11 protein-coding genes and 1 pseudogene are annotated in these 17,872 nt (G+C 71.3%); 6 read left to right on the top strand and 6 right to left on the bottom strand.

Annotated features, from left to right (window positions below):
* Positions 1–10: 10 nt before the first annotated feature.
* Entirely contained in the window at positions 11–763 is a 753-nt protein-coding gene (locus tag AB0M47_RS29875) for an ABC transporter permease (RefSeq protein ID WP_363419904.1), read from the top strand.
* Positions 764–814: 51 nt separating this feature from the next.
* Here the strand turns inward: AB0M47_RS29875 and AB0M47_RS29870 are convergent, their stop codons facing one another.
* From AB0M47_RS29870 to AB0M47_RS29860, 3 genes are all read right to left on the bottom strand, one after another.
* Positions 815–1,651, bottom strand: a complete 837-nt coding sequence (locus AB0M47_RS29870; RefSeq protein WP_363419902.1) for a GDSL-type esterase/lipase family protein — start codon at positions 1,649–1,651, stop codon at positions 815–817.
* A gap of 62 nt (positions 1,652–1,713) precedes the next feature.
* A complete protein-coding gene (locus AB0M47_RS29865; RefSeq protein ID WP_363419900.1) occupies positions 1,714–4,005 on the bottom strand; it encodes a lantibiotic dehydratase in 2,292 nt (763 codons plus the stop codon).
* The gene (locus tag AB0M47_RS29860) at positions 4,002–6,323 is read right to left on the bottom strand and encodes a lantibiotic dehydratase (RefSeq protein WP_363419898.1); all 2,322 of its coding nucleotides are present in this window, start codon (positions 6,321–6,323) and stop codon (positions 4,002–4,004) included. The genes AB0M47_RS29865 and AB0M47_RS29860 overlap by 4 nt, the downstream gene beginning before the upstream one ends.
* Before the next feature lie 76 nt (positions 6,324–6,399).
* Here AB0M47_RS29860 and AB0M47_RS29855 point away from each other — a divergent pair, with 76 nt between their 5' ends.
* The 5 genes from AB0M47_RS29855 (at position 6,400) to AB0M47_RS29835 (ending at position 16,214) form a co-directional block, all read left to right on the top strand.
* Entirely contained in the window at positions 6,400–11,058 is a 4,659-nt protein-coding gene (locus AB0M47_RS29855) for an amino acid adenylation domain-containing protein (RefSeq protein ID WP_363419897.1), read from the top strand.
* 174 nt (positions 11,059–11,232) lie between these two features.
* Complete coding sequence (locus AB0M47_RS29850) at positions 11,233–11,937, top strand: SRPBCC family protein (protein WP_363419895.1); 705 nt, start codon at positions 11,233–11,235, stop codon at positions 11,935–11,937.
* Between the two features lie 10 nt (positions 11,938–11,947).
* Complete coding sequence (locus tag AB0M47_RS29845; RefSeq protein ID WP_363419893.1) at positions 11,948–12,823, top strand: transglutaminase-like domain-containing protein; 876 nt, start codon at positions 11,948–11,950, stop codon at positions 12,821–12,823.
* Positions 12,824–12,888: 65 nt separating this feature from the next.
* Positions 12,889–15,195 carry a glycoside hydrolase family 95 protein gene (locus tag AB0M47_RS29840; RefSeq protein WP_363419891.1) on the top strand — a complete coding sequence of 769 codons (2,307 nt, stop codon included), beginning with the start codon at positions 12,889–12,891 and terminating at the stop codon, positions 15,193–15,195.
* A 5-nt stretch (positions 15,196–15,200) separates the two neighbouring features.
* Entirely contained in the window at positions 15,201–16,214 is a 1,014-nt protein-coding gene (locus AB0M47_RS29835; protein ID WP_363419889.1) for an aldo/keto reductase, read from the top strand.
* A gap of 34 nt (positions 16,215–16,248) precedes the next feature.
* On the opposite strand, the gene AB0M47_RS29830 is transcribed toward AB0M47_RS29835, so the two are convergent.
* From AB0M47_RS29830 to AB0M47_RS29820, 3 genes and pseudogenes are all read right to left on the bottom strand, one after another.
* Positions 16,249–16,371: a hypothetical protein gene (locus AB0M47_RS29830; protein WP_363419887.1), complete on the bottom strand. Its 123-nt coding sequence runs from the start codon at positions 16,369–16,371 to the stop codon at positions 16,249–16,251.
* Positions 16,372–16,677: 306 nt separating this feature from the next.
* Complete coding sequence (locus AB0M47_RS29825) at positions 16,678–17,352, bottom strand: HAD family hydrolase (RefSeq protein WP_363419885.1); 675 nt, start codon at positions 17,350–17,352, stop codon at positions 16,678–16,680.
* Positions 17,353–17,438: 86 nt separating this feature from the next.
* Positions 17,439–17,645 (bottom strand): annotated as a pseudogene (locus AB0M47_RS29820) (transposase family protein); the annotation flags it as partial.
* Between the last annotated feature and the right edge of the window lie 227 nt (positions 17,646–17,872).

Here is a 17,872-nt window from a genome sequence, read left to right as displayed (position 1 = left end):
GGAGCCTGCCGTGAAGCTCGCCCGGGACACCTGGATCATCATGGTGCAGTCGTTGACGATCAGCCTGCGCCAGCGGCTGTGGGGCGTCATCGGCCTGGCCCAGCCGCTGTACTTCGTGATCCTCTTCGGACCGTTGTGGGAACGCTCGCTGCGCATGTCCGAACAGGACTCGTACGCGACGTTCCTGCCGGGCATCTTCATCGAGGTGGCCGTGTTCGGGACGTTGTTCGCCGGGATCGGCCTGGTCGGCGAGGCCCGTGCCGGGCTCATCGAGCGCATGCGGGTGACCCCGATCAGCCGGTCGGCGCTGCTGCTCGGCCGGTGCGCCCGGGACATCCTGATGCTGCTGGTCCAGGCGGTGATCCTGGTGCTGGTGGCGATCCCCTTCGGGTTGCCGGTCAAGGTCGTCCCGCTGGCGTTGACGTTCCTGCTGATGTCCACGGTCGCGTTCGTGGCCACCTCGCTGTCGTACGCGCTCGCGCTGGCGGTCGAGTCGGAGACCACCCTCGCCTCGTTGGCGAACCTGATCAACGTCCCGCTGATGCTGCTGTCGGGCATCCTCATCCCGATCGCCTTCGCCCCGGACTGGTTGCAGACCCTGGCCAAGGTGAACCCGGTGTACTACGCGGTCGAGGCCTCACGCGGGCTGTTCTCCGGCGACACCACCACGGGCGCGCTGGTGCGGGCGCTGGCGGTGGTGGGCGGCGTCGGCTTGCTGGGCGGATTCTGGGCGGTACGCCGCTTCTCCCGCGCGGTCAGCTGAGGCTGTGATTCCGGTCCTCAGCTGGCTGAGGCTGTGATTCCGGTCCTCAGCCTAGCTGAGGAGCTTATCGAAGATCGGTTTCACGACCGGCGCGATCCGGCCTGCGAGCTGCTGATATCCGGCGACGTTCGGATGGACCGTGTCGTAGGTCGAGATCCCGTCGTAGGACACGAACGAGATGCGCTTGCCCGCCTTCGCCTGGCTCTTGACGTAGGTGGGGAGCCAGTTCTTGTAGCCGTCGTGGTAGTCGGTCATGCCGATGACCACGATGTACACGCCCGGCTTTGTCTTGAAGACGAGGTTGATCCAGTCGGTCATCGCCTGGATCACCACCGAGTCGGGCTGGTCGTTGCGCCCGCAGCAGTAGTCGTTGCCACCACCCTGCATGATCACGACCTCCGGCTGGGCGGCGCTGATCCACCCTGCCGTCTGTTCATACATGCTGGTGCTGTTGCAGGGCGTCGCGTGGATGCAGGCGCCGCCTTCGGCCTGCATGTCCTTGTCGGCCAGCCGGCTGTCCCCACGCTCGTACGAGCCCACATAGTCGATCGCGTACGCCGGGAGCTTCTTCAGCAGGTCGAGGCGGTACCCGTTCATCACCTCGTCCTTGGCCCCGGCCGAGATCGAGTCGCCGAGCACCATGACCTTGATCTTCCGCCCGGACCGGGTCACCGTCGCCTTCGGCGTCGGGCTCTTCGACGAGGCGGTCGTCGGCGCGGTGGTGGCCGAGATCCCCACCGTCTGCTCGACGGACGGCGTACCGGTCGCCGCGCTCGTGTCTCCGGGCGCGGCGGTGCCGGCCGGCGTCCCGCCGCATCCCGCAACCAGCACGCCCGCGACCAGGACGCTCACGACCGTCAACACCGCCGTCCCTGCTCTCACCGTCACCTGAAGAAGTGTGGCGGCACCGGGCTCACCAGGGCGTCGTACGACGATGCCGGATATCCGACTCAGGCCTCTTTCGGGTCCGTGATCTGGATGCGCAGCTCGGTGAAGTAGCGGCGGTCCTGGGCGTCGGGCAGCCAGGCGTCGGCGGTCCCGGGGAGGGCTTCGCCGATGGTCACCGGGACGTCCGGGCCGTGGGCCTTGGCCGCCGAGCGGATCATCGCGGCCAGGGTCGCGACCGAGTGCGGCGAGGTCAGGTCGGCGTAGCAGGGCTTGATCTCCGTGCCGATCTTGACGAAGACGCGGTCGGGCAGGTCGAGCCGCCGTCGCAGCCGCCGGGCGGCGACGAACCGGTCGGCGTCGCGGACGACGTCGGACAGGCCGGTCCCCGCTGCCGTGGTCCGCCAGGTCTCCCGGGCCACGACCAGCCGGTCGACGGTGATCCTCGGCTGGTGCGCCGCCCCGGCGGGCAGCTTGAACGCGTCGACCGAGTGGACGGCGAGCCATTCGGAGAAGACCTCGACGATCGGCCACCGCCGCCCGTCCGGCTCGACGGCCTCCAGTACGCCGTCCCGGCGCTCGAGGCGGACGGCCATGGCGGGCAGGACGTCGCCGGTAGCGGGCCGGGGCGCCGGGTAGAACCCGAGCCGGCGGCCGTACGGGCCGGGCGACATCGACACCCGTCCGGTGTGACGCGGCCAGCCCGTCGGGTAGAGCGGGCGCAGCCGGTCGGCACCGCCGTCGGCCGCGATCTGGCCCCACATCCGGGCGGGGTCGGCGTGCCAGGGGATGAAGAACTCCAGCGTCGACCGGGCGGTGTGCATCTCGCCGAGCACCGCCAGGTACTCGCCGCGGTTGATCGCCTCCGGGGAGTCCGCGCAGATCTGCAGGTCGGGGCTGTGCGTACGCCCGGCGCTCCAGCCGGGCCGGTCGGCGGCGAACAGCTCGGCGGCCCGGGCCGCCAGTCCGGCGGCGGTTCGCTCGACGCGGCGGTCGCCTTCGGCGTACTCGAACAGGGCCGCCCAGCGCTGGGCGAACTCGGTGGCCACGGTGTCGACCGGGCGATCGTCGCCGGTCCAGAACAGGCCCTGGGCGAGGTACATCAGGTCGCCCAGGCGCATCCCGGGATCGTCGGCGATCTCGGTCAACGCGGCCCGGTACGCGTCGGCGAGCGCGCCGGTGACCCACCGGGCGGCCTGCAGGACGATGCCGAGCGCCGGGGCGAGGTCGGCGAGCACCTGCGGCCCGAAGACCACGTCGACGTCCCGGACGGTCTCCTCGTGGCACGGCGTACGCCCGGCGTAGGTGTCGCCGCCGTGCTGCCGGGCGGGTCCGCCGATCTCGGCTGCGACCGTGTCGTCCAAAGCGGACAGTGCGACGGCCAGCTCGGCGGGGTCACCGGCGGCCTTCGCGACCTGGTCCCGGGCGGAACGCAGCCGATCCAGGCCGGCGAGCGCGCCGGGGATCGCCGCGAGGCGCGGGCCGATCACGTCCTCGACGCCCATCTCGACCGGCGCGGTGCCGCCGTCGTCGAGCAGGTCTCGTTCGGCGAGCCGGTCGAGCAGCAGGAACGCGTCCTCCGGCGTACGCACATGGCCCTGCGCGGTCAGCTCGCCGGCGATCACCGTCGCCGTACGCGTGCCGTCGGCCAGGCCGAGCGCCGTCGCCTCCGCCGCGCTCAACGTGACCGGGGCGCGGGCGGGCAGCAGCGCCTGCCGCCCGTCCAGGTGCACATGGGGCGCGATCGTCGGAGCGAGCAGACGGCGGGATGCGGGATCGTCGCCGAGCCGCCGGGCGTACGCGTCGACGCACCACCGTTCGAGGTAGACGGCCCGGTATCGGACCAGCTCCGGGCCGGGCGTCACCCGCACGCGCTCGGTCTGGGCGGGGTCGAAGCGCAGCCAGCAGACCGGGCCGAAGAAGCCGACGGTCTCGTTCTTGCCGCAGTAGCGCTGCCAGTAGCGGACGAGCGTGCGTTCCCGGGTGCGGCGGCGCTGGCCTCGGTCGGCCGGGTCGCCGTCGCGCAGCGAGTCCAGCCGGTCGAGGAATTCCCGGTTCTGCCAGGTGACCGCCTCGCGCAGCAGCGGATCGGCGGCGACAACGCTCAGCGCGGCCGATCCGGCCAGGTCGGCCGCCGCGAAGCTGTCGGCGTACGCCGTCTGGGCCTTCTCGACGGCGTCGGCGGAACCGCCTCGCCACCGTTTGGCCGCGATCGCGTCCACGAGGTCGTCCGCGGCGGCTGCGCAGGACGGCGCGGACAACCGGTCGAGCCCGTCGGCGGGGAACCCGGTGGACCGCAGTACGCCGTCCGCCCACACCTGCCAGCCGGTGTCGCCCAGCGGAAGGCGGTCGGTCATGACATCCTCCCGGCGTGCGGCGGCGTCAGCGGGTCGAGCAGTTGCAGCCGCAGCTCGGAGGCGTACCGGCGGCCGTGGGCGTCGGGCAGCCAGGCTTGTTCGCCGGTCGGGAGCATCTCGGTGATCGTCAGCTCGACGTCATCGCCGCCGGTGGCCTGCGCGCCCCGGATCGCCGAACACAGCTGGCGGATGGAGATCAGGCCGGCGAGGTCGGCGTAGAACGGCTTGGTCTCCGTGCCGATCTTGACGAAGATCCGTTCGGGCAGTCCGAGGTCGCGCCGCCATCGCCGGGCGGCCAGGACGCGATCACGATCCCCGGTCGCCTCGGCCAGACCGCTCGCCCCGACGGTGGTGCGCCAGGTCTCCCGCAGCAGGATGAGGTCGTCGACCACCACGCGCGGCGTATGCGCGGCGGCGCCGGCCAGCTTCCAGGTGTCGAAGGTCTGGATGGTCAGCAGTTCGGCGAAGACCTCCAGCAGCGGCCAGGCCGAGCCGTCGGCGGCGCGGGCGACCAGCCCCTCCGGAGTGGCGACCACGACGAGGTCGGTCACCGGGCGCAGCCGGGCCCGGTCGGCGCCCGCCGACGGGGCGAACGCGAGCTGGACGTCGGACCGGCCCTTGATCCAATTGGCGTTGCGAGCCGAGTGGCGCGGCCACGCGTCCGGCAGCAGCAGGTCCACACACGGTTCGGGCAGGTCGCTCCGCAGATCCTCGGCGAGCCGATCGGGGTCGGGGTGGCCGAGCCGGAAGAAGTCGGTGTTGAACGCCGCCATCGCCACGTGCAGTTCGCCGAGGACGAGCCGGTAGTCGCCTCGGCCGAGCGCCTCCTCGTCGGCGGCGATCAGGTGCAGGTCGGGGCTGTGGACGCGGGCGGTCCACCAGCCCGGTGCGCTGTCCTCGAACGCCGCCTCGACCTGTTTGGCCAGATCATCGGCGGCGAAGACGAGTTCGCGCGCAGCGGAGTCGGCGGCGCTGAGCCCGAGCAGGTCACGCCAGCGGCGCAGGAACTCGTCCACCACCGGGGCGGACGGCCGCTGGGCGCCGAAGACGACGCCGTGGGCGAGGAACCACAGGTCGTGCAGCGGGACGTCGGGCGTACCGAGGTCGGCGGCCAGCTCGGCGTGCAAGGCGGCCAGCGCGTCGTGATGAACGTCGGCCACGCGGGCGGTCAGCCAGCGGACCGACCGCAGCAGCGGCTCCAGCGCAGCGAGCTTCTGGGTCAGCGGCGGCCCGAAATCGACGTCGAGATCCCGGCTGGTGTCCACATGGCACAGCGTGCGGCCGGCGTACGTCTGACCGGGACGGCGGCGCGCGGGCAGGCCGGTGGCCTCGGTGAACGCCTCGTCGAGGTCGACCAGCGCGGCGGCCAGCGTCTCGGCCGTCGGCGCGGCGGCGGCCCGGTCGCGCAACGTCCACAGCGGACTCAGACGCTCCCGCGCCCAGGCCCGATCCTCGGAATCGGCGATGCCCTCCGCGTACGCCCGCAGGACGCGTTCGGCCGAGAGGTCGATCGGCAGATCGAGCCCGAGGCGGACGAGTCCCCCCTGGGCCAGTTCGCCGAGTTGTGCGTACACGTCCTCGAGGCGGTGGAAGACCCCTGCGGCGACCAGCTCGTCCGCGATGACCCGGACCGGCCGGCCGGACTGACCGGCGGTGATCAGCGCGGCCGCCGCGGCAGTGACCGGCCGTGGCGGCTGGCCCGGCGCGACGATCTCGCGGTCGCGCAGTGTCAGGTGTGGCAGCAGGCGGACCGGGAACCACCAGCGCAGCCTTGGATCAGCCGCGAGTGCGTCGGCCAGCGCGGTCAGCGCCCACCATTCGAAGTGGACGGCCCGCGCCCGTTCGACGACGGGACCGGGCCGGAGGGTGACGGCCGGGCCGTCCTCGTTGAGCGTGCTCCAGCACATCGGGCCGAAGAAGCCGATGCTGTCGTTCTTGCCGCAGTAGCGCTGCCAGTACTTGGCCACGATCTCGTCGCGGCGGCGTTCCCGGTAGTTGCGGCGGGCGGTGCGGCCGGGGCGCAGCGAGCCCTCGATGGTCGTGGCGACGTCGGGGTTCTGCCAGCGGACCGCCTGCCGGAACCGGTCGCCGGACGCGATCGCCGTGGCCGCCTCGGCCGCCGTCAGATCGGCCGCGGACAGCTCTTCGGCGAAGTCCGGTCCACCGTCGAGAAAGGAGTCGGCCGCCTGGGCGAGACCCGGCGAGGAGAGCTGGTCGAGGCCGTCGACCGGGAAGCCGGCCGAGCGGACGAGGGCGTCGCGATAGACGCTCCAGCCCGTGCCGGGCAGGGGAATCACATGATCGTTCGGCGGCCGCATCGGGACACCCTAACCGCGCCGGGCGATCGCCGCGAGAGGCTGCCGTAACCGGTGCGGCTCCTCTACGATTCCCGGCGTGGGTACCCAAGATCCTCCGCAGCTCGCGATCCTGCGTGGCCGGACGGTCGCCCGCGAACTGCCGCACGGGCTGCCCGGTCTGATCCGCGCTCAGGCACGGCGTACGCCCGACGCGACCGCCCTGGTCGATCAGGACGGCCGGCTCACTTATCAGCAGTTGGACACCGAGTCCGATGTGATCGCCGACGACCTGGCCGAGGTGGCGCGGCCCGGTGACGTCGTCGCGCTGGACGTGCCACGCGGCCGGGCGATGGTTGTGGCGATGCTCGGCGCCCTCAAGGCCGGTACGCCGTTCCTGCCGCTGTCGCCGGACGACCCGCCGGCGCGGATCGCGACCGTGCTGGCCGACGCTCGGCCGGTCGCGACGCTCGTCTGCGCCGCGTCAGCGGGGCCCGCCGTCCGGCCGGGGATCCCGCATCCCGTCTTGGTGACGTTGACCGGTGCAGATCGTCCCGAGCGGCCGCTGATCCCGGTCGACGACTCGCATCCGGCGTACGTGCTCTACACGTCGGGATCGACCGGCAGCCCGAAGGGTGTCGTCGTGCCCACCGGGGCGCTGGCCAACCGGCTGCTCTGGATGTGCGGGCAGTACGCGCTCGGCCCGGCCGACCGCTGCCTTCAGAAGGGCCCGCTCAGCTTCGACGCGTCGCAGTTCGAGCTGTGGTGTCCCCTGCTGTCGGGTGGCCAGGTCGTGCTGCCGCCGCCGGGCGCACAGCGCGATCCGGCGATGCTGCTCGACTGGATCACCCGGTACGCGATCACGTGGTGCCACTTCGTCCCGTCGATGCTGGCCGAGTTCCTGCGCTGGCCCGGCGTCGAGACGGCGACGAGCCTGCGCCTGCTGTTCGCCGGTGGTGAGGCGTTGCCACCGGACACCGTCCGCCTGGCGCGGAAGGTGTTGCCCGCGCGCATGGTCAACCAGTACGGCCCGACCGAGACCACGATCGACGTCGCGCACTGGGACTGCCCCGACGATCCGGGGCGCGTGCTGATCGGGCATCCGATCGACAACTGCGTCCTGATGGTGCTCGACGAGGACGGCCGGATCGTCTCCGGCGACACTCCCGGTGAGCTGGCCGTCGGCGGTACGCCGCTCGCCACGGGCTACCTCGGGCGGCCCGAACTGACTGAGGCGGCCTTCCGGCCCGGTCCCGAGGGCAGCGGAGTCGACCGCGTCTACCGCACCGGTGACCGCGTACGCCTCACCAGTGGTGGACTGGAGTATCTCGGTCGCGGCGACGAGCAGCTGAAACTTCGGGGCCAGCGGATCGAGCCGGGTGAGGTCGAGGCAGCCCTGCGCGGAGTCGCCGGGGTGCTGGACGCCGCCGTGATCGCCGTCGAGGGCACGCTGTGGGCGTACGTGGCCACCGGCGGCGAGCCGCTCGACGAGGACACCGTCAAACAACAGCTGCGCCAGCGGCTGCCCGAGGCGTTCGTCCCCACCCGGTACGCCGTCCTGCCCGAGCTGCCCGTGACCGGCAACGGCAAACGCGACCGCCGCCGGTTGAGCGAGCTGGCCGTCGCCCGGTCTTCCGCCACCGACGATCCGGCCACCGCACCGGATTCCGCGACCGGGGACCCGGCTGCTACCCGGGCCGCCGGTGCCGAGGCGGATGCGCTGGCCCGGGCGTGGTTCGACGCGCTCGGCACGCATCCGGCGGACGAAGGCGCGAGGTTCCTGGCCTCCGGCGGGCACAGCTTGGCCGCCGTGCGGCTGTCGGGCGCGGTCCTGGCCCGGTGGGGCGTGCACGTGCCGGTCACCGCGTTCCTGACCGACGACCTCAGCCTGGCCGGTCTGCGCGAACTGCTGGAGCACAGCCCAGCCGGTCCACTGGCGACGCCGACCGCCGACACCGACACCGATGAGATCGACCCCGAGCAGCGCCGTCTGTGGTTGCAGCACCAGCTGTTCCCGGGTGTCCCGGCGTACAACGTGATCGGGATGCTGGGCCTCGGCGGGCGGCTGGATCCGCTCCGGCTGCAGGCCGCGTGGGACGACGTCGTCGCCGCGCACGAGGCGCTGCGGACGACGATCGCCGACGTGGACGGGCGGCTGCGGCGTACCGTCCACCCCGGCGGCTCTTCGGTGATCACGGTGTCCGATGGGAATCGGGACGAGTTCGTCGCGAACCTGTCCGACACGCCGTTCTGGCCGGACACCCTGCCGCTGGCGGTACTCGGCCTGCATCAGGGCGACGACGGGGACACGTTGGTACTGGTGCTCGACCATCTCGTGGCCGATCAGCAGACGCTCGACATCCTGCAGGCCGACCTCGTCGCGGCGTACCAGGACCCGGGGTCGATCGCCGCGCGGCCGAGCCGCGGCACACCGATCCGGCCCGAGCTCGCCGAACGCGATCGGGCGTACTGGCGCGAACACCTCGCGGACGCTCCAACCACTCTGGACCTTCCGTTCACCGCGCCCCGGCCCGAGCGCCCGACCTTCCGGGGCGCGCAGGTGGACGCCGATCTCGGCCCGGCGTTCACCGCCTGGCTCAGCCGCCACGCGCCCACCCCGGCGGCCGTCGTGCTCGCGGCGTACGCCCGCGTGCTCGCGGACTGGGCCGGCGTCGAAGAGCTGTGCGTCGGCGTACCCGCCTCGGGCCGGCTCACGCCGGAGTCGCAGCGCGCTGCCGGATTCTTCATGCGGACACTGCCGCTGCGGTTGCGCGTACCGGCGGACGCGGAGGCGCAGTCGCTCATCGCGCCGGTCGCGGGCGCGCTGCATCGCGGCATCGAGCACGGATCGGTGCCGTTCGACGAGATCGTGACGCTCGCCGGTGCGCCCCGCGACCCGTCGCGCAATCCGCTGTTCCAGGTGTGGTTCAACGACCTCACCCACGGCAGCCCGCCGTCGCATCTCGATGGTCACGCACTGACGGAGATGACCCCAGAGGTCCACTGGGCACTGTTCGACGTCAACCTCTATCTGCTGCGCCAGCCGCGTGGCTTCCGACTCCGGCTCGTTTACGCGACCGATCTCTGGGACGGCCGGACGGCGGCCGAATTCCTGAGCCAGTGCCGTTCCACGTTGGAGTCCCTGGGCGCGCCGCCCGAGTCAGCATCACCGCCCATTGTGGAGTCCATCGCCGGGTCGCCGCGCGATCTCGTGGACGCCGTGCTCGCTCAGCCCGCTGACCGACCGGCCTTGGTCACTGCGCTGGGCGTACAAACATATGGCGAACTGGCCGATCACCTGCGGCAAGCCGCGGATCTCGCCGCGCGCGAGGCTGCGGGTCTGGTCACGGTCGCGGCCACCCGCGACCCGTCCTTGGCCGCGGCGATCCTGGGCTGTTGGCACGCGGGCCGTGCACCGCTCATTGTGGACCACGCCCTGCCCGAACAGTGGCGACCCGCGGGTCCCACGCCCACCGGCGGCGCCGGGCACGCGCTGCTCACAAGCGGCACGAGCGGGCGCGCGGCCGTGGTCCTCCTACCGCCCGAGGCCCTGCCGGTCTCCTTCCACTGGTACGCCGAAAGCCTCAGCCTGAGCCCGTCGGACGTGTTCTGTTTCACCGCCCCAGCGGCGCACGATCCGATGTTCCGCGACCTGGTGCTGCCGTTGTGGCTCGGCGCGACCGTGCACGTGCCGTCGCCAGAGGTCGCCGGGCAGCCGCCGCTGCTGGCCGCGTTCCTGCGTGACGCCGGGGCCACGATCGTCCATATGACACCGTCGCAGATTCGGCTGCTGGCGCTGACCGAGGTGGCGCTGCCCCGGGTGCGGCACGTGGTCCTGCACGGCGAGGGTTCCCGCCCGGCCGACGTCCACGCGGCGAATCGGCTCGCCCCGACCGCGACCGTCTACGACCTGTACGGGGCGACGGAGACGCCGCAGGCCGCGCACCTGGCCCGCTGGGACGGGGATCGACGGATCGCACTGCCGATCCCCCACCGCCGCACCGAGGTGATCGTGCGGGACGCGCCCGCCCCGCCGGGTGCGGTCGGCGAAATCGTCGTCGGCGGGCAGGGCCTGGCGATCGGCTACGCCGGCGACCTGGACCGTCGCCCGCCCACGAATCCATATCGCACCGGTGACCGTGGACGGTACACACTCGATGGCGACCTGACGATCCTCGGCCGCGCCGATCGGCAGATCTCCTGGCAGGGCTATCGAATCGAACTCGACGGCGTGGAGCGGGCGTTCGCGCGGGTCCCCGGGGTCACCGCCGTCGCCGTGGACCTGCGGGCCAACGCCCTGATCGCCTGGTACGCCGGCAGTCCCGACCCGGCCGGCCTGCGCGACGCCGTCCGCACCCACCTGCCCGTCTGGGCGACCCCGGCCATCCTGATGAAGCTGAAGGAGCTGCCCGTGACCGCCAACGGCAAGCTGGACCGGGCGGCGCTGCCCGACCCGGCGCCCATCCACATCCCCACCCAGCGAACGGCGTCCGACCTCGCGACCCGCATCGCCGTACGCGCCACCGGCCTGCTCGCCGAGCACCTGCCCGGCTCGGTCATCGGCCCGCGTACGCGATTCTTCGAAGCCGGGATGACCTCGCTGGACCTCGTTCGGCTGCACCAGGTACTGGTCGCCGAGGAGGGCCTGGAGGTCGACGTCGTGGACCTCTTCGACCGGCCGAGCCCACAGGATCTCGCCGACCACCTCACGGCGTCGGCCACCCCCTCGGCCCGCCGCGTACGCCGCCCCCGCCGCTGACTGCCGGCCGCTCGCGGTCAGGCCGTTGTGCGCTCAGCCCAGCCGTTGTGCCCGCAGCCCAGCCGTTGTGCCCTCGGTCGGGAAGCCGATGTCGGGCCGGTCGGGCTGCTTTCTTTGCGGTCTCGGCCGTGGGCCGGTGTGCTGTCGCCGGGCGCGCTCTGCCAGACTGGCTCGGTGCCGCTGTCGCCTGATCTGCAGCTGAACAAGGCGCTGCGCCTGCTCGACGCGGGCGACTCGCTGGGCGGTGAACAGACGCTGCGCGCGGCCGCCGCCGCAGGCGACCCCGCCACGGCGGTCACCGCCTGGTGCGCCCTCGGCGAGCTACTCCTCCGGCAAGGTCGGCACGGCGACGCGGCTATCGCGTTGGCGGCTTGTCTGGCCGTCCCCGTGCCGCCCGAGCTGGACGACATGTGCGGATCCGACCGCGCCCGGGCGGAAGCGTTGCAGGCCTCGGTGGCGCCGCTGATCGTCGTGGAGGCCGAGGTCGGCGTACCCCCGGAGCAGCTCTGGGACGTCCTCCGGGATGTCGGCGCGGTGCACCGCCGGCTGCTGCCGGGCCGGGTCGCCGATACGCGGATCGACGACGGGCAGCGGTTCCTGACGTTCCCCGACGGCCACGTGATCCGCGAGGTCATCCGGGCGATCGACGACGACGCCCGGCGCTTGGCGTACGCCGTCGTCGAAGGCGCGCGACCGCCACTGGCCCACCATGAGGCGGAGTTCCAGGTGCACACGACGAACGACGGGCGCAGCCGTCTGGTGTGGACCGCCCGAGTGCTGCCCGTCGAGCGCGCCGCCGAGGTGCGTACGCGGATGGCGTACGGGATCGCTGAAATGTGCCGGACCGTCGAATCCCCGGATGTCGTACCCGGCGCATAGCGTTGCGTCCATGCCGATCGACTACTCGACTCCCGGCGTCATCACCGCGCTCACGCCGGACCAGCGGCAGTTGGCCGCCGAACTGCCCGCCGACCCGGTCGCGATCTGCCGGGCCGTGGCCGGGCTCATCGTCCACCCCGCGCAGACCGGCTCGCTGGGGCTGCCCGAGCCGAGGATGGGCGCCCAGGCGATCCGGCCGGTCACCCGCATCCTCGACGAGTTACTCGCGATCGACCCCGCGCCGCTGACCAAGGTGCGTGAGCCTCGGCAGCGCGTGGTCGGCACCTGCCGTCATTTCGCGACCGTCTCGGTGGCGCTTTTGCAGGCCCACGGCGTTCCGGCGCGGGCCCGGTGCGGTTTCGCGTCCTACTTCCGGCCGGACCGGCACGTGGACCATTGGGTCGTCGAACACTGGGTCGCGGGGCACGCCGCAGCCGGGGAATCCAGCGACGGAGAGTCCAGCGACGGGGAATCCAGCGACGGCCGATGGGTCCGGATCGACCCGGAGATCCTCGACGGCACGAACGTGTCCCACCCCGACGACCTCGCCCCGGGCGAGTTCCTGACCGGCGGGGAGGCCTGGCGGCTCGTCCGGTCGGGCGACGCCGACCCGGCGACGTTCGGCGTCAACGGCACCGACCACGCCTGGGGCCCGGCCGAGATCCGGGGCAACGCCATCCGGGACCTTGCCGCGTTGGTCCAGGTCGAGACGCTGCCGTGGGACGAGTGGGGCCGCATGGAGGCGTCCTACCGGGGCGAGACCGGCCTCGACTACGACCATCTCATCGATCTCGTCGCGCAGGTGTGCGCCGAGGACGACGCCGAGCGGATCCGCGTCCTCTACAACTCGGAGGATCTTGCCGTCCCCGCCGAACTGAAGAACTGACCGGCAGCAGGCCCCGGCAGACAGCGAGTTTGGCTGGACCTCCAACAAAGTCTATGCTGGCGACCGTGTCGGAATTGATCTTCACACGTCCCGCCGCCGTCTGGGAAGAGGCGACGCCGGTGGGCAACGGCCGCCTGGGCGCGATGGTGCATGGTGGCTTCCCCGTCGAGCGGATCAGCCTCAACGAGGACACCTTCTGGTCCGGCCCTGGCGACACCACCGTGCCCGAGGTGCCTGCGGGCCTGCTGGACGAGGTACGCCGTCTCGTCCAAGCCGGCGAGCACGTCGCGGCGGGCGACCTCCTCCGGCGTGCGCAGGGCGCCGACGCCGAGGCGTACCAGCCGGTTGGAGATCTGGAGATCACCCACGTCGAATCCGACAGCGACGGGACTTACCGGCGGAGCCTCGACCTGCGCGACGGCGTTGCGATCGTCGAGCGCGGAGGGTTCCGGCAGGAGGTGCTCGCCAGCGCCGATCACCAGGTCGTCGCGATCCACCTGAGTGGCGTGCCGGATGGCTGGGTGAACGCCGACCTGCGGTGGACCACGCCGCAGCAGCGCGCGGACATCCGGCCAGACGCCGACGGCCTTGCTTTGACCGTGTCCGCGCCCCGGCACGTCATCCCGTGGCCGCGCCGGGACGGCGAGGTCGCCGCGGACGACGATTCGATGCGGGCGTTCGCCGTCTTCGACGTGGTGGCCGACGGTGGCCGCATCGAAACCACTGTGGATACCGTACGCATTCGCGGAGCGAGCGCGGCGACCGTCTACGTCGCGATCCGCACCAGCTTCGACGGCTGGGACCGTCCGCCGGTGCGGGCCGGTTTCGAGGAGCAAACCCGGATGGACGTCGACCGGGCGCGCGCGGCGGGCTGGGCCGCGATAAGGGCAGCGCACGTCGCCGAGCACCGGGCGCTGATGGACCGGGTCACGCTGACCGTCGACACCGCCGAGGACCGGTCCGGCCGGCCGACCGACGAGCGGCTGGTACGCCGGGCCGCCGGGGAGCCGGACGAGCAGCTGCCGGTGCTCGCCTTCGAGTTCGGCCGCTACCTGCTGGCCGCCTCCTCCCGCCCCGGTACGCAAGCCGCCAACCTGCAGGGCGTCTGGAACCCGCACGTGGTGCCGCCGTGGAACTGCGAGTACACGGTGAACATCAACGCCGAGATGAACTACTGGCCGGCGGAGACGACGGCGTTGGCCGAATGCCATGAGCCGCTGCTGCGGATGATCGGCGAGCTGGCCCAGGCCGGCCGGGCGACCGCCCGCGGTCTCTACGGCGCTCGCGGCTGGACCTGTCACCACAACACCGACCTGTGGCGCATCACTGTGCCGGTCGGGATGGGCCAGGGCGACCCGATGTGGGCGCAGTGGCCGATGGCCGGGGCGTGGCTGGCCACGCATCTGGCCGAGCACTGGCGATTCGGCCGCGACCTGGACTTCCTGCGGCGGGCGTTGCCGATCGCCGCCGACGCCGCCCGCTTCGTGCTCGACCTGCTCGTCGAGAACGCCGACGGCCACCTGATCACCTCGCCGTCGACCAGCCCGGAGAACCAGTTCGCGACGCCCGCCGGTCCGGCCAGCGTCGAGGACGGCACGGCGATGGACCTGGTGCTGGCGCGAGAACTGTTCGAGTTCCTGATCGAGGCCGAAGCCGCGCTGGGTACGGTCGAACCCGACGACCACGCCGCGATCGAGGAGGCCAGGCAGGCACTGCCCCGCCTCGCCCCGCTGCGAATCGGCGGCCAGGGCCAGATCCTGGAATGGTCGGCCGAGCGTACCGAGGTCGAGCCGCATCACCGGCACGTGTCGCACCTCGTCGGCTTCTACCCCGGGCGCACGTCCACTGGGGACGCCGCATTCGAGGCAGCAGCACGGCGGTCGTTGGAACTGCGGCGCGACGCCGGAACGGGCTGGTCCATCGCGTGGAAGATCGGACTCTGGGCCCGGCTTCGCGACGGCGACGCCGCTCATCGGCTGATCGGCGAATACCTCACCCCGGTCCGGTCCGACGCGCAGTTCCAGGGCGGCGGGGTCTACCCGGCGTTGCTCTGCGCCCATCCCCCGTTCCAGATCGACGGCAACTTCGGCGTCACCGCGGCCGTCGCCGAGCTGCTGGTGCAGAGCCATGGGCTGGCGGACGGCGTACCGGTGATCGAGTTGCTGCCCGCGTTGCCGTCGGCATGGCCAGCGGGCCGTGTCACCGGGCTGCGGGCCCGGGGCGCGATCACGATCGAGGAGCTGACCTGGGCAAACGGTACGCTGACCAGCGCCCGCCTGACTGCCACCGCGCCGACCACCGTGGACGTGGTCGCAAGTGGACGCCGGGAACGGATCACCCTCGCAGCAGGAGACCACCACACGGTACGCTGATGATCATGCGTTACCGCCTGTTCGGCAACACCGGCCTCCGTGTCTCGGAAGTCTTCCTCGGCGCGATGACCTTTGGCGAGCAGGGCGGCGTCGGCGCACCGCTGGACGAGTGCCGCCGGATCCTCGACCAGTACGCCGAGGCCGGCGGCAACGTCGTCGACACGGCGGTCAACTATCGCGGCGGCGCGAGCGAGGAGTTCCTGGGCGAGCTGCTCGACGGCCGGCGGGACGACTTCGTGCTGGCGACCAAGTACACCGTCTCGCGCAACAGCGCCGATCCGAACGCGGCCGGCAACCACCGCAAGAACCTGGTCCGGTCCCTGGAGACCAGCCTGCGGCGGCTGCGCACCGATTACGTCGACGTCTACTGGGTGCACCTCTGGGATCGTCATACGCCGGTCGAGGAGACCATGCGGGCGCTCGACGACGTCATCCGCGCCGGAAAGGTGCTCTACATCGGCATCTCCGACGCGCCGGCCTGGGTCGTCGCCCGCGCCAACGTGCTGGCCCAGTGGCGAGGCTGGACGCCGTTCGCCGGCTTGCAAGTCCCCTACAGCCTGCTCAACCGCGACATCGAACGCGAACTGCTGCCGATGGCCGAGGCCACCGGAATGACCGTCGCCGCGTGGAGCCCGCTCGCAGGCGGCATCCTGTCCGGCAAGTACACGACCGGGACCGCCGCCGACTCCAGCCGCCTCAACGCGGCCAACCTGTCCGAGCGCGACCACACCGTCGCCCGCGCGGTCCAGCAGGCCGCCGACGACCTCGGCGCCACCCCGTCACAGGTCGCGCTGGCCTGGGTCCGCGCCCGCTCCCAGGCGGTGCACCCCATCATCGGCGCGCGGTCCGTCACCCAGCTCGCCGATAATCTCGGCGCGCTCGACCTCACTCTCCCAGACGAAGTTGTACGCCGTCTGACCGAAGCCGCCGACTTCTCCGTAGGCTTCCCGACCGAGTTCATCGCCCAGACCAGCGACTGGGTCTTCGGCGAAGCCGGCCGCCGAGTCGACGGCCGCTGACCCGACCACGCGCATCTACGGCAGCGCGCCCGCCCTATCGATCCGGCCGATCGAAGTACCGCGCGATCCGATAGGCGATCCTCGTCAGGATCAATCCCAGCATCTGCCCCGATCCCAGCCACACCGCGGTATCGACGTCCAGCAGGTCCTTGGCCACGAACGCTCCTAGTACCGCGGCGATAGCCGCAGCGGTCAGGGCCGCCACGACGAGCCAATGAGTCCAGCTCGTGCTGCCCTCATAGGCCAACACAGATCGAAAGGCCCGCAGCCGGTCACCGATTACGGACATTGAGCCTTCCTCGCAATATGTTGATCACGGTCTGTGACCATCCCGGATGTCCTATCACGACACACCGACGTGGTGGGCTGCAAACAGATACGAGTGAGGCTCCCGTATGAAGTAGGTCTCCGCCCAGAGATCAACTTCATACGGAGCTTCACGTGAGTGCCGGCGACGGACCTGTCAGGACGGAACCTGAGCAAGCCTGAGCACGTATTCGAAGCCCCGTTTCCGCGCGGGCGAGTCCACCATTGGCAGGATCAGCGCTGGTATGCCGGCGGAAACCGATCCGCCGTCGCCGGCGGGATGATCACCGACCATCAGGGTCTGGCCCGGTGCGGCATGGAGAGCTTCGAGGGCGGCGCCCCAGATCCGAGGGTCCGGTTTGACGAAGCCGACCTCGTAGGACAGTACGAACGCATCGACATAGCCGTCGAGTCCGTGCCGCGCAAAGCATTTGCGGATGTCCCAGCCGACGTTGCTGACGACGCCGATGCGAACACCGCTATCACGCAATGCGGACAGGGTGGCGACGGTGTCGGCGTACGGCTCGATCGCTTCGGCGTGTGTTTCGTGCAAGACCGATGCGAGCGCCTGGTCCACCCCAGGAATCTGTTCCAGCACGGCGAGGATCGCCCGATCCCAGACTCGCGGATCCAGATCTCGGGCGATGTGGGCTGGATCCGTGGCCGTCTCCCGCAAAAGTTCCGCGAAGTCGCCAGCAATACGGTGCGCCTCGCCGGCCGCCAATGTCCGGTCGATCGATGCCGCCGCGTTGCCCACCCAGCGCTCCGAGTCGCTGGCGAACAGAGTCCAGGCGAAGTCGAACAGTACTGTCGTCACGGGCTTGGCGGTCATCGCATCACCCTAGATCGACACGGCGAGTTCTGTAGGCCGCGACGCAGTGAGCTATTCGAAGCAAACGCCTCGGAGACGGTTCGTGATCATGTGGTTCGTCCGTGTTCGATGTGCAGGAGCACGAGCGCCGCGCAGGTGATGTCGCCGATGTCCCACGCGTTGACGCTGACGTTGCGCAGCGCCTTGAAGGTCATCTTGAGTAGGGAGTTTCCGCGTTCACCCGGTCCGCGTTTGCGGCTGTGGTCACGGTTGTGAGCCTTCTGATCCTCGGTGAGCTGTCTCCGATTCCCTGAACATGCGCCCGCCGTAGGCGCGAAACGGCCTTTGGGCGCACACCATCGGCTCATGATCTTGCGATTCGGCCGGAAGTCGCAGCCATGGGCGCACAACAAGCGTGTCCGTCCGCGTCGTCCGCGTCGTCGTCATGACCGTGCGCCGTCGCGAGGGTGTTGAGCCATGCTGCGGCTCAGCAGCGTCGGTGGAGGGTGTTGCGGACTGGTCTTCGTTGTGGGTCGACGAA

The sequence above is a fragment of the Hamadaea sp. NPDC051192 genome (genome assembly GCF_040682475.1).
GTDB classification, from domain to species: Bacteria; Actinomycetota; Actinomycetes; order Mycobacteriales; family Micromonosporaceae; genus Hamadaea; species Hamadaea flava.
Note: the sequence above shows the minus strand (reverse complement) of the source record. Positions and strands in the feature narration are given on the sequence as shown.